Genomic DNA, 13,077 nt, shown 5'->3' on the forward strand with positions numbered 1-13,077 from the left:
CAGTACAGACCGTGGGAGATTTCACCCCTCCTCCTTTCACCCAAGCGCCGATAAAGAATGCATCTGGCCTAGACCGACGATAGGAACAAGCCTGCGCCTCTGGGTGAACCCTTCAAGTGTTCAAACCTTAGCCCGGAGGATTTTCAATGGCAATGCCGGTTTCTGTCGTAAAGCCGATCGTGGGTGTTGATGTCGCCAAGGATGAGTTGGTGATTTATCACGCAGAAACAGATCGACTCGAAGCGATCCCCAACACCAAAGCTGCGATCAAGAAGTGGCTCAAGGCGTTGCCCGCGCCAGTGGATGTCGCCATCGAAGCCACCAATATCTATCACCAGGAATTCGCCGACCTGGCTTATGCGCAAGGTTGTGTGATCTACATGATCGGCGGCTACGAGCTCAGCCATTACCGCAAAGGTGTGAAAGTTCGCGCTAAAACCGATGCGCTGGATGCTCGGTTGTTGGCTCGTTACTTGAACAACGAAGGCCACCAGTTGCACCCATGGACCCCGCCATCGCCCCTGTATTGCCGGCTTATAAGCCTTTTCCGGCGCCGAGCAGCCTTGGTTCAGGCGCGTGTCAGCCTCAAGCAAAGTTGGTCCAACGAACCGTTGCTCAAAACGGCGTTTGAGCACCAGATAAAGGCCATGCAACGACTGGAAATCTTGCTCGAGAAAACAATCCAGACGCAGTTGGAAGCAGCTGGCTTGAGCGCTCAGCTCAAGCGTTGCATGAAAGTCGAAGGTATCGGCCTATTGAGCGGTGCCCGTTTGCTCACGTCGTTTCAGCGTGGGGATTTCAGAAATGCCGATGCCTTCATCGCTTTTCTGGGCCTAGACCTGCGTATATCGGATTCAGGGAAAAAGAAGGGACGCCGCTGCTTGTCTAAGCGAGGTGACCCAGAGGCACGTCGATTGATGCATAACGCCGCGATGTCGGCGAGGCGCACAGCGGCATGGAAGGGTTTTTATGAGGCACTGAGGGCCCGGGGACTCAGCACAACCGAAGCATTAGTTGCACTGGCCCGCAAGCTTGCTCGAGTGGTATTCGCCCTGCTGAAGAACCAGAGCGAATACTTACCGAAAGGCATTTAAGGGGTAGCCCCGCACCATAGAATCTCCCACAGTAGATCGCGGGTGTACGCGGCATTTGCATACGGCACTGAACCCTGTGGGAGCGGGCTTGCCCGCGAAGACGGCGGCACATCCACCATTACTTCAAGCTGACCCACCGCTTTCGCGAGCAAGCTCGCTCCCACAGGGGGTTGCGGGCAACCTCAAAATCTTGGCACGACCGCAACGGGCTGCGGTCAATCGATCACAGGCCACCGGATTCGCCGCCAAGGATTTTTTCATGCCCGACATTCTGCCGCCGGATGCGCTGCCGGCCGACCTGCATTACGTCGAAGACACCGCTCCCGGTATCACTCGCCGCAAACTGCGAGGCAAGTTCTGCTATTTCGATCCCCAGGGACAGCGCATCACCGACCCCGCCGAGATCCAGCGCATCAATGCCCTGGCGGTGCCGCCGGCCTATACCGAGGTGTGGATCTGTACCGACCCGCGCGGTCATCTCCAGGCCACCGGTCGCGATGCCCGGGGGCGCAAGCAGTACCGCTACCACGAGCGCTGGCGGGAGGTGCGCGATGCCGACAAGTATTCTCGAATGCTGGAATTCGGACGCACCCTGCCCCGCTTGCGCAAACGCCTCGAGGAAATCCTGGCCAAGCCTGGGTTCAGCCGCGACAAAGTCATGGCCACCGTGATCACTTTGTTGGACGTGACCCTGATCCGTGTCGGCAACAGCCAATATGCCCGGGACAACCGCTCCTATGGACTCACCACCCTGCGCAGCAAACACGTCGAGGTCAACGGCAGCGCCATCGCCTTCCAGTTTCGCGGCAAGAGCGGTGTCGAACATCAAATCACGGTGAAGGACCGACGCCTGGCGCGAATCATCAAGCGCTGCCAGGAGATCCCCGGCCAGAACCTGTTCCAGTACCTGGACGAAAACGGCGAGCGCCATTCCATCAGTTCTTCCGATATCAATGCCTACCTCAAGACCCTCACTGGCGCCGATTTCACGGCCAAGGACTACCGCACCTGGGCGGGTAGCGCAGCGGCTCTGGCCGGGCTGCGGGCGCTGCGCTGGGAAACCGAGGCGCAGGCGAAAAAACACGTCGCCGAAATGGTCAGGCAAGTCGCCCGCCAGTTGGGCAACACGCCAACCGTCTGTCGTAAATGCTACATTCACCCTGCGGTGGTGGAGAGTTTCATGCTCGGCGCCTTGAACGAGCTGCCCAAACCCCGGCAACGCAAAGGCCTCAGTGAGGAAGAAGCCGGGCTGACGATGTTTCTGACGCGCATGACACAAGCGGCCGAGGCCTGCTGAACGCCCCGTCGAACCCTACGCGGACACGTGCGGCGACACCACGGCAGAGGAACATCCGCCCAGCCGCGAACTCCCAACTGTACGGCACTGCCGATCCGCAGACACTTCAACCCGTGAAGTCGACAGGAGTTTCAGATGTCCGAACACATTGTCCATTTTCATTGCCAGATCGATCAGGGAACCACGGAACGCTTTCGAGACAGCTGCCTGGAGGCCATCGAAAAAGGCGCCGACTCGCTCATGCTCAACCTTTCCACCGTCGGTGGCAGCACCAACTTCGGCTTCACCCTCTATACGTTCATCAAGTCCCTTCCCGTGCCGGTGCGCGCCGTGAATGCCGGCAACATCGAGTCGATGGGCATCGTCATGTTCCTGGCCGCCAGCGACCGCACCACCACGCCCCATTCGCGGTTCCTGATCCATCCAATGAACTGGTATTTCGGCCAGAAATCGGTGGACCATTCGCGCTTGCGCGAGTACCTGTCCAGCCTGGACAACGACGTGGCCCGATACGTGGAGATCTACGTCAAGGAAACCGCCGGCGCCGCCACGCAACTGGATATCTTCAAATGCCTGTGTGCCGAGGAGCGCGTCATCCCGGCGGAAAACTCCCTGGCCTTCGGCATCGCCCATCGGGTCGAACAGGTGATTTTCCCGGCGGAGGCCAAGCATTGGAAAATCAGCGGTGGCGAGGACTGAGCAGATACGTGAGCGTATATATGCAAGCCGGGGTTTATTTGCTTTGAATAAATTTAAGCCTGTATAACTTCAAGCGAAGCGGCTGTATAACTTATTCAATGCCCACATTGCCGTTCGTCGCCAGCGAAACGTTTTTTTTAAACTTCCCCGCCGAATTTTCTTTCACAGTTATGCGAGGCAGTTACTCGCTTAACCAAAATGAGGAATCTCGAAATGGCTAATAGCGGAAACAAAAACCCCGGTAACTTCGCAAACGACCGTGAGAAAGCGTCTGAAGCCGGCAAGAAAGGCGGACACGCTTCGGGCGGCAACTTTGCAAACGACCGGGAAAAAGCCTCTGAAGCCGGCCGCAAAGGTGGCGAACGCAGCCATGGCGGCGGCAGAAAATCGTAACCCTGCAACCGTTGGGGCGCAGCCTTGCTGCGCCCTGGCGCTTAATCGTCGAGGCCATTCATGAGCAGCCATGATCGATTCATCGTCAGTTTCATCGCCAACGGCCAACCCGACAATCGGGTGTTGGAGGCGGACACCGAGACGCTGAGCGCCCAGGAAGCCGAGGCGCTCCTGAGAGTGACATTCAATGAATTGAAGAGCGTCGAGATCAGTGATGTACAAGTTCAGAAAAGAACTAAGCCAAACGAAACGGAACATGATGTTCCGGGGCACTTCAAACAGCCGTAACTGATGTAGAACTGCCCCGTCGAACTTAAACACCCACACTGTATATCCAACGTTTGCCACAAGGCACTTTTGTCACATCTTAATGGCTATGTCCCGTCGGGTCCTTGACTTGCCACACCTGGCCTTTCTGCCATGCATCGGCACCAGGATCGACCGCCGGCGCGGCGATGCCTGCCCGGGCACGCTTTTTCGCTTCGCTGTCCACACCCATCCGACTGTCACGTTCACGCACGAGTTGCGGGTCGACCTGGCCATCGGCGGTGAACCCCATCATCAACTGCGGTACGCCGTAGGGTAGTTCCTGGCCCTGCTCGGTGTGCCAGGTGTGCCAAGTCTTGCCATAGGTGGTCACCAGGTTATCCATGAGCCGGGTTTCCGCCACCTGGGGTATCCCCGGAGCGATCAACTGTCCGGATTTCACCTCATGCACATGGCTGTGCCACAACTGCTTCTCGCTGGTCGGCAGGCCTTCGAACAACCGTTTGCTGATGATGTACTCGACGCCCATCAATCTGGCGCTCGACGTGTTGCCGTCGAAGATCGCGCATTGGAAGACTTCCTGGTTCAGTGCGGTGCAGTAGTGATGCGCCTCCATTTGCCCCGACATCCGACCGTTATAGAAATGGAAACCGTCGAGGTACAGGTTCAACGCCTGCACCGGGGGCTTGTTCTGCAGCATGTCGGCCCCGGCTTCGAGCGTCGCGGTGGTCGGCGTCTTCGCTGCGCCCGGCACGCTCACCGGCGAGTCTGTATTGCTACCGGCGCAGCCGGTCACCCCTAGCGCCGTGGCCCAAAGCACTGCCCAGGTTCCATAAAGGCTTTTACGCGGCATGTCGTTTCTCCTTTCGATGACTGTCCATCAGAAAGGCGTCGGGGGCCCGGGGTTTGATTTATCTTGCGTGCTGGCCGACAGGCGGCCCGGGCAGCCATTGAAACACTCAGCGCCCGGTATAAGCCTGCTTTACCCCCTCGATCCAGGACGGGTCGAGGCGCGGTTGTTCCGTGTCCAGGTTCAGCGCCTGCATGTTCGCCAGATGCTCATCGGCTTCGCGCACCAGTGAACCCTGGTCGCTGGAGTTGGCATCCAGCTGATGCATCTGCGCCAGCCCCAGGTGATAGAACCGCAACAGCTTCATGGCGGTAGGATCCTGGGCCTGCACGCCGGCCTTTACCTGATGCATCACGTTGGTGATCCTCATCAGGCTGCGCTTGAGCTGCCAGCCATACACCGCCGCGGCCATCCACGGCTGCGACCAGAAATACAGGCGCATCGAGCCAACCAACACCAGCACCGCGACAATCACGCCACCCAGATTGAAGCGAAAATTGTCGCCCCCTGGCGTGCCAAAGACCATCACGGCCAGGCTGGACAGCAACATTGCCAGCGCCAGGAACACCACCGCCACGATGAGCGTGCTGCGACGGGTCTGCTGGCGATAGGTGCCGGCATCCCAGGGTTTGATCTCGAACATCGCGGTGCAATTTCCTTGTACGGGGTAAAAAGAGTCACGCATTATCGCCTGCCCGTTCGATTTAGCTATGCTGGGGCGCATTTCGTGTTGCAACCGAGCCGAAGGATCCGGATCAAAGTCCATGGCGATACCGCAAGGATCGTGCGATCTTCCTACGTGGACGTATTTTCAAAGATGCCGTCGTTGTGTGCATGGCATCGTTTTCAAGGAAAGCTGAATGACTCAAAGACATGTAATCAACGCCTCGGTAAGCCCCAAGGGCAGCCTGGAGACCTTGTCCCAGCGCGAAGTCCAGCAACTGAGCGAAGCCGGTTCCGGCAGTATCTACACCCTCTTTCGCCAGTGCGCCCTGGCCATCCTCAACACCGGCGCCCATGTCGACAACGCCAAGACCATCCTGGAAGCCTACAAGGATTTCGAGATCCGCATTCACCAGCAGGACCGCGGCGTACGCCTGGAACTGCTGAACGCGCCGGCCGACGCCTTCGTCGACGGTGAAATGATCGCCAGCACCCGGGAAATGCTATTCAGCGCCCTGCGCGACATCGTCTACACCGAGAACGAACTGGACAGCCAACGCATCGACCTGAGCTCGTCCCAGGGCATCAGCGACTACGTGTTCCACCTGCTGCGCAACGCCCGCACCTTGCGCCCGGGTGTGGAACCGAAAATTGTCGTGTGTTGGGGCGGTCACTCGATCAATACCGAAGAATACAAATACACCAAGAAAGTCGGCCACGAACTGGGCCTGCGCAGCCTGGACATCTGCACCGGCTGCGGCCCAGGCGTGATGAAAGGCCCGATGAAAGGCGCCACCATCGCCCACGCCAAGCAACGCATCCACGGTGGTCGGTACCTGGGCCTGACGGAGCCGGGCATCATCGCCGCCGAGGCGCCGAACCCGATCGTCAACGAGCTGGTGATCCTGCCGGACATCGAGAAACGCCTGGAGGCCTTTGTACGTGTCGGCCACGGCATCATCATCTTCCCGGGCGGTGCCGGCACGGCGGAGGAGTTCCTGTACCTGCTGGGCATCCTGATGCACCCGGCCAACCAGGACCTGCCCTTCCCGGTGGTCCTCACCGGACCGAAAAGCGCCGCGCCGTACCTTGACCAGTTGCACGCGTTTGTCGGCGCGACCCTTGGCGAGGCTGCCCAGAAGCACTACCAGATCATCATCGATGACCCGGCCGAAGTGGCCCGGCAGATGACCCAGGGGCTCAAGGAGGTCAAGCAGTTCCGCCGTGAGCGCAACGACGCTTTCCACTTCAACTGGCTGCTGAAGATCGACGAAGGCTTCCAACGCCCGTTCGACCCGACCCATGCCAACATGGCCAGCTTGGGGCTGAGCCGCGAACTGCCCGCCCACGAATTGGCCGCGAACCTGCGTCGGGCGTTTTCAGGGATCGTGGCCGGCAACGTCAAGGACAAGGGCATCCGCCTGATCGAGGAACACGGCCCTTACGAGATCCACGGCGATGCCGCCATTATGGAACCCCTTGACCGCCTGCTCCAGGCCTTCGTCGCCCAGCATCGAATGAAGTTGCCAGGCGGCGCGGCCTACGTGCCGTGCTACCGCGTGGTGACCTGATCCTCGGGCCCACAATTCTCGCGCGAACCGGCCCACCGGCCTTGACGGTGGGCCTGGCGATGATCAGTCGTCAGGCAGCGGCACCAAACCGGTCGCGGCTGTTGGTGAGATGCAGCCACATGGCGGCGCGGGCGGCGTCCGGGTCCTGGCGCTTGATCGCGTTGAAAATCGCCTCATGCTCCAGGCTCGCCAACTGCGCCAGCTTGCCCAGGTCTGCCTGGCCACGTTCGGCGACATTCACCCGGGTCCGGGGAATCATCGCACTGCCCAGGTGCTGCATGATTTCGACAAAACAGGTGTTGTCCGTGGCTTCGGCGATCAGCAGGTGGAAACGCCGGTCGGCCTCCACGCAGCTGTCGTTGTTGCTGGACAGCCGCTGATAGTCATCCAGCGCTTGGCGCATCTGCTGCAAATGATGCTCGCTGCGGCGCTGGGCGGCCAAGGCGGCTGCCTGGGTCTCCAGGCCCAGGCGCAGCTCCAGGATGCCCCGCACACCCGCCGCGGTATCGACATTGAGGCGCAACCCCGGCTCACCGGTCTGCTCCAGGACAAAGGTGCCGATGCCATGGCGGGTTTCCACCAAGCCTGAAGCTTGCAACTTGGAAATCGCCTCGCGCACCACCGTGCGGCTGACGCCGTGTTCTTGCACGATGGCCCCTTCCGAGGGCAGTTTTTCCCCTGGCTTGAGTTGCCCCAGCAAAATGCTCTGGCTCAGCTTCGCCACCAAGTCGTGGGCCAGGTTGTGGGTACGCTTGCGCAGTGGCACGTCGATTTCTTGCATCGCCAGGGTTCCTCGAAAGCAGGCTCAAAGATCCTACCATCAGCAGGCTTATAAGTGCTGGCCATCGGCAGCTAACTTGTATGACAACACACAGGCTAGAGCACATATTGATCGGTAGAAACGCAAGCTCAAGCGTTCATTCAGCTCTGTGGCCTCGCCTGCCCATCGCCAAAATTTTACTTAAAGCTTACTGTTTTAGGCATAAACAGCACTTTTATCCAATCCAATCGTGATCAAAAATCGCTTGTCAGCCAAAAAAATCAAGTTGTATGATGTCTATCAACATCGGCACCTGCACGATGCCCGCATAAAAATAACGAGTGGGAGAAAAACCAGTGAACACATCCAGCCTCAAGGCGAATGCCGGCGCGGATCCGGTGCTGCTGTCGGCCATATCCAAGGTCAAGCGCCACATCCTGCCGCTGTTCGTCATCATGTTTATCGTCAACTACATCGACCGCGTGAACATCGGCTTCGTGCGTGCCCACATGGAGCACGACCTGGGTATCGGTGCAGCGGCCTATGGCTTTGGCGCCGGCCTGTTCTTCATCGGCTACGCGCTGTTCGAAGTCCCGTCCAACATCCTTCTGCAAAAAATCGGCGCGCGCATCTGGCTGACCCGCATCATGCTCACCTGGGGCCTGGTAGCCGCCGGCATGGCCTTCATCCAGAACGAAACCCACTTCTACATCCTGCGTTTCCTGCTGGGCGTTGCCGAAGCCGGTTTCTTCCCCGGGGTCATCTATTACTTCACCCGCTGGTTACCAGGCGTGGAGCGCGGCAAGGCCATCGCCATCTTCCTCAGCGGCTCGGCCATCGCGTCGCTGATCTCCGGCCCGCTGTCGGGATTGCTGCTGCAGATCAACGGCCTGGGCATGCACGGCTGGCAATGGATGTACTTCATTGAAGGGATGTTCTCCGTCGGCCTGTGCGTCTTCGTCTGGTTCTGGCTGGACTCCAAGCCCCACGATGCCAAATGGCTGAGCCGTGAAGAACAAGATGTGCTGGTCAAGACCATCGACGATGAGCAGCGAGCACGGGAAGCCGCCTCGCCGATCAAACTGTCCATCGGCCAGTTGCTCAAGGATCGCCAGATCATTCTGTTTTGCCTGATCTACTTCTTCATTCAATTGACGATCTATGCCGCCACCTTCTGGCTGCCGAGCATCATCAAGAAGATGGGTGACCTCAGCGACATCCAGGTCGGACTGTTCAACTCCATCCCATGGCTGCTGTCGATTGTCGGCATGTACGCCTTCGCCTCGCTGTCGGCCAAGTGGAAATTCCAGCAGGCCTGGGTGGCGGCGGCCCTGCTCATCGCTGCGGCAGGGATGTTCATGTCCACCACTGGCGGGCCGATCTTCGCTTTCGTCGCCATCTGCTTCGCGGCCCTGGGCTTCAAATCCGCTTCATCGCTGTTCTGGCCGATTCCCCAGGCCTACCTGGACGCGCGCATCGCCGCGGGAGTCATTGCACTGATCAACTCCGTGGGCAACCTGGGCGGGTTCGTCGCTCCCACCACGTTCGGCTTGCTCGAGGAGCACACTGGCTCGATCCAGGGCGGCCTCTACGGCTTGGCGGCCACCTCGATCATCGCCGCGATCATCGTCTTTGCCGCACGCAATACGCCCAAGCCAAAAGCGCTGGTGACGCCGGCCAACCCAACCGCCAGCCACGTCTGACCATTCGATTCGCACAAGGATAAGTTCACATGACTAGCGTAGAAACCAGCAAAGCCCCGATCATCACCAGCATGCAGATTGTGCCCGTGGCCGGCCATGACGGCATGCTGCTGAACCTCAGCGGCGCCCATGGCCCGTTCTTTACCCGCAACATTGTCATTCTCAAGGACAACGCAGGCCACACTGGCGTGGGTGAGGTGCCCGGTGGCGAACGCATTCGCCAGACCCTCGAAGATGCACGCTCGCTGGTGGTCGGCAGCCCCATTGGCACGTACCAGAAGATCCTCAACACGGTGCGCCACGCATTCGCCGACCGCGATGCCGGTGGCCGTGGCCTGCAGACGTTCGACCTGCGCATCACCATCCATGCCGTGACCGGCCTGGAAGCGGCGTTGCTCGACCTGCTCGGCCAGCATCTGGACGTCCCGGTGGCGGCCCTGCTCGGGGAAGGCCAGCAGCGTGACGAAGTGAAAATGCTCGGATATCTGTTTTACGTCGGGGACCGCCAACAAACCGACCTGCCCTACCGCAGCGAGCCGGGCGCCGACAACGACTGGTTCCGTGTACGCCACGAAAAGGCCCTGGACGCCGACGCCGTCGTACGCCTGGCCGAAGCCGCCCATGCTCGCTACGGGTTCCAGGACTTCAAGCTCAAGGGCGGCGTGCTCAGGGGCGACGAAGAAATCGAAGCGGTCACCGCACTGGCCGAGCGCTTTCCCCAGGCGCGCATCACCCTGGACCCGAACGGCGCCTGGTCACTGAAGGAGGCCATTGGCCTGTGCCGCGACCAGCACAAAGTGCTGGCCTATGCGGAGGATCCTTGCGGTGCCGAGAACGGCTACTCGGGCCGTGAGGTCATGGCTGAATTCCGTCGGGCCACAGGCCTCAAGACCGCCACCAATATGATTGCCACCGATTGGCGCGAGATGGGCCACGCCATCACTTTGCAGTCGGTGGACATTCCCTTGGCCGACCCGCACTTCTGGACCATGCAGGGTTCGGTGCGAGTGGCGCAGATGTGCAATGAATGGGGCCTGACCTGGGGCTCCCACTCCAACAATCACTTCGATATTTCCCTGGCGATGTTCACCCACGTCGCCGCCGCCGCACCGGGCGATATCACCGCCATCGACACTCATTGGATCTGGCAGGACGGCCAGCGGCTGACCAAGGCACCGTTGCAAATCCAGGGCGGCTGCGTGCAAGTGCCGAAAAAGCCGGGGTTGGGGATCGAGCTGGACACCGATCAACTGGCCAAGGCCCATGAACTCTATAAAGGCATGGGCCTCGGTGCGCGAGACGATGCCGTGGCGATGCAGTTCCTGATTCCGGGCTGGACGTTCAACAACAAGCAGCCGTGCCTCGTGCGTTGAGTCGATTGCTCCCGTTTGGCGGATGGCGCATATGAACTTGAACTCACCATGACTCCTTGTGGGAGCGAGCCTGCTCGCGATGACGGCGGCACATCCAACATCGCTTTCAGGCAGACCGCATCGCGAGCTGGCTCGCTCCCACAGGAAGTTGTGATCAGGCCGTTCTAACCCTCCGGCCGCAGGATCAGCACCGCCAACGGCGGCAGGTTGAGTTCCATCGACAGGGCCTGGCCATGGCTGGGCACCTCTTCGGTCGATGCACCGCCGCTGTTGCCATAGTTGGAACCGGCATAGGTGTCGGCATCGCTGTTGAGCAACTCCACCCAGCGCCCGCCAAACGGCACGCCGACCCGGTAAGCCTCGCGCGGCACCGGAGTGAAGTTGGCGACCACCAGCACCGGACGCCCGTCCTTGCTCCAGCGCAGCCACGCATACACGCTGTTGAGCGCATCGTCGCCGATCAACCACTGGAACCCTTGGGGCGCATCGTCCTGGTCATGGAGCGCCGGTTCTTCGCGATAGAGTCGGTTCAGATCGCTGACCAGTCTCTGCACGCCACGGTGTTCGGGGTATTGCAGCAGGTACCAGTCCAGTTGCTGATCATGATTCCACTCGCGCCACTGGCCGAACTCGCAGCCCATGAACAACAGTTTCTTGCCGGGATGTCCCCACATGAAGCTCAAGTACGCCCGCAGGTTGGCGAATTTCTGCCAGCGGTCACCGGGCATCTTGTCGATCAGCGAACGCTTGCCATGGACCACTTCGTCGTGGGAAATCGGCAGGACGAAGCGCTCGGACCAGGCGTATACCAGGCCGAAACTCAGCTCATTGTGATGATGCGCGCGGTACACCGGATCCTGCTGGATGTAGTGCAGCGAATCGTGCATCCAGCCCATGTTCCACTTATAGGCAAAGCCGAGGCCGCCCTGCTGGGTGCTCTGGCTCACGCCCGGCCAAGCCGTGGATTCTTCCGCGATGACCAGCGCGCCAGGCGTTTCCAGCGCCACGACGTCGTTGAGATGTCGCAGGAAATCGATGGCTTCCAGGTTCTCGCGCCCGCCATGACGATTGGGCACCCACTCCCCTGCTTTGCGCGAATAGTCGCGATACAGCATCGAGGCCACCGCATCGACCCGCAGCCCGTCGACGTGAAAATGCTTCAACCAGTGCAGCGCCGAAGCGAGCATGAAGCCATGGACTTCGGTGCGCCCCAGGTTATAGATCAGGGTGTCCCAATCCTGATGGAAGCCTTCCAGTGGGTTGCCGTATTCGTACAGCGCGGTGCCGTCGAACTGAGCCAGCCCGTGGGTGTCGGTTGGAAAGTGCGCAGGCACCCAGTCGAGGATCACGCCAATGCCGGCCTGGTGGCATGCGTTGATGAACGCCGCGAAGTCATCCGGCGACCCGAAGCGCGCCGTCGGTGCGAACTGCGACAGCGGCTGATAACCCCAAGAACCACCGAACGGGTGCTCCATGATCGGCATCAGCTCGATATGGGTAAAACCCAGGTCCTTGACGTAGGGAATCAGCCGTTCGGCCAGTTCATGCCAGTTGTATTGGCGGGCCACTTCGCCTGTTTCATCGGTTTCGCACTGCCAGGAACCGGCGTGCAATTCATAGATCGACAACGGCGCGCCCGGCAGTTGGCGTTCGCGTCGGCTCTGCATCCACTCGTCGTCTTGCCATTCGATTTTCAACCGCGGGGCAACCTTGGACGCAGTGTCTGGCGGCATCTGCGTCGCCAGCGCCACCGGATCGGCCTTGAGCGGCAGGATGCCGTGGGCGCCGAGGATTTCATATTTGTAGCCTTCACCCGCGCCCAGCCGTGGAATGAATAATTCCCAGACACCGGACGGGTACCGAATGCGCATCGGATGCCGCCGGCCGTCCCAGACGTTGAAGTCCCCCACCACCGAAACGCGTCGGGCATTCGGCGCCCACACGGCGAAGCGCACGCCGTCGACCCCATCGACGGTGGTCAGTTGTGCGCCGAGGCAGGAGCTGAGGTCGCGGTGGTTGCCTTCGGCAAACAGATAAAGGTCCATCTCGCCTAGCAACGGCCCGAAGCTGTAGGGGTCCTCCGCCACTTGTTCGCCACCCGCCCATCGGGTGCGCAGCAGGTACGCCTGGCTACGGTCGAAATGACCGACGAATAGGCCGGGGGTTTCGGTGGGTTGCAGTTCACCCAGCTCTTCGCCGCCGTCACGGGCCAGCACATGCACACTCAGCGCGCCGGGCAGGTAGGCCCGGATGAATTGTCCGCCCGCCCCATCACCGTGTGGGCCCAATATGGAAAACGGATCCTGATGTTCGGCACGCACCAGCGCGTCGATGTCGCGGCTGGATGGCAGCAGCGACTCCCTGGCCTGCCCCTGTGGTTCTTTGTTCGAGACGCTCATGATTCTCT

At 60.2% G+C, this 13,077-nt stretch carries 12 protein-coding genes; 8 read left to right on the forward strand and 4 right to left on the reverse strand.

The window, feature by feature from the left end; all coding sequences use genetic code 11:
* Positions 1 to 146 precede the first annotated feature (146 nt).
* The 5 genes from AD663_RS16655 to AD663_RS16675 all read left to right on the forward strand — a co-directional run bounded on the left by AD663_RS16655 (position 147) and on the right by AD663_RS16675 (position 3,771).
* A complete protein-coding gene (locus tag AD663_RS16655; RefSeq protein ID WP_003178485.1) occupies positions 147 to 1,094 on the forward strand; it encodes an IS110 family transposase in 948 nt (315 codons plus the stop codon).
* A 259-nt stretch (positions 1,095 to 1,353) separates the two neighbouring features.
* Entirely contained in the window at positions 1,354 to 2,391 is a 1,038-nt protein-coding gene (locus AD663_RS16660) for a DNA topoisomerase IB (protein ID WP_053214180.1), read from the forward strand.
* Positions 2,392 to 2,526: 135 nt separating this feature from the next.
* Complete coding sequence (locus AD663_RS16665) at positions 2,527 to 3,090, forward strand: ATP-dependent Clp protease proteolytic subunit (protein ID WP_003182980.1); 564 nt, start codon at positions 2,527 to 2,529, stop codon at positions 3,088 to 3,090.
* Between the two features lie 213 nt (positions 3,091 to 3,303).
* Positions 3,304 to 3,483: a general stress protein gene (locus AD663_RS16670; RefSeq protein WP_003182983.1), complete on the forward strand. Its 180-nt coding sequence runs from the start codon at positions 3,304 to 3,306 to the stop codon at positions 3,481 to 3,483.
* Between the two features lie 60 nt (positions 3,484 to 3,543).
* A complete protein-coding gene (locus tag AD663_RS16675) occupies positions 3,544 to 3,771 on the forward strand; it encodes a hypothetical protein (RefSeq protein WP_053214181.1) in 228 nt (75 codons plus the stop codon).
* 79 nt (positions 3,772 to 3,850) lie between these two features.
* On the opposite strand, the gene AD663_RS16680 is transcribed toward AD663_RS16675, so the two are convergent.
* Together AD663_RS16680 and AD663_RS16685 are read right to left on the reverse strand one after the other, a co-directional pair.
* Positions 3,851 to 4,603 (reverse strand): OBAP family protein, encoded by a 753-nt coding sequence (locus AD663_RS16680; RefSeq protein ID WP_053214182.1) that lies wholly within the window; start codon positions 4,601 to 4,603, stop codon positions 3,851 to 3,853.
* Positions 4,604 to 4,709: 106 nt separating this feature from the next.
* Entirely contained in the window at positions 4,710 to 5,243 is a 534-nt protein-coding gene (locus AD663_RS16685; protein ID WP_053214183.1) for a DUF3087 family protein, read from the reverse strand.
* Between the two features lie 217 nt (positions 5,244 to 5,460).
* Here AD663_RS16685 and ppnN point away from each other — a divergent pair, with 217 nt between their 5' ends.
* Positions 5,461 to 6,834 (forward strand): nucleotide 5'-monophosphate nucleosidase PpnN, encoded by a 1,374-nt coding sequence (gene ppnN / locus AD663_RS16690; RefSeq protein ID WP_003182990.1) that lies wholly within the window; start codon positions 5,461 to 5,463, stop codon positions 6,832 to 6,834.
* 70 nt (positions 6,835 to 6,904) lie between these two features.
* Here the strand turns inward: ppnN and AD663_RS16695 are convergent, their stop codons facing one another.
* A complete protein-coding gene (locus AD663_RS16695) occupies positions 6,905 to 7,615 on the reverse strand; it encodes a FadR/GntR family transcriptional regulator (RefSeq protein ID WP_003182991.1) in 711 nt (236 codons plus the stop codon).
* 335 nt (positions 7,616 to 7,950) lie between these two features.
* Here AD663_RS16695 and AD663_RS16700 point away from each other — a divergent pair, with 335 nt between their 5' ends.
* Together AD663_RS16700 and gudD are read left to right on the forward strand one after the other, a co-directional pair.
* Complete coding sequence (locus tag AD663_RS16700) at positions 7,951 to 9,297, forward strand: MFS transporter (RefSeq protein WP_003182993.1); 1,347 nt, start codon at positions 7,951 to 7,953, stop codon at positions 9,295 to 9,297.
* Positions 9,298 to 9,326: 29 nt separating this feature from the next.
* Positions 9,327 to 10,670, forward strand: a complete 1,344-nt coding sequence (gudD, locus tag AD663_RS16705; protein ID WP_053214184.1) for a glucarate dehydratase — start codon at positions 9,327 to 9,329, stop codon at positions 10,668 to 10,670.
* A 164-nt stretch (positions 10,671 to 10,834) separates the two neighbouring features.
* Here gudD and glgB read toward each other — a convergent pair whose 3' ends face one another.
* Complete coding sequence (glgB, locus tag AD663_RS16710; RefSeq protein WP_003182997.1) at positions 10,835 to 13,069, reverse strand: 1,4-alpha-glucan branching protein GlgB; 2,235 nt, start codon at positions 13,067 to 13,069, stop codon at positions 10,835 to 10,837.
* Between the last annotated feature and the right edge of the window lie 8 nt (positions 13,070 to 13,077).

Origin of the sequence: Pseudomonas sp. Q12-87 (assembly GCF_001269755.1) — a bacterium.
GTDB lineage: Bacteria > Pseudomonadota > Gammaproteobacteria > Pseudomonadales > Pseudomonadaceae > Aquipseudomonas > Aquipseudomonas fluorescens_S.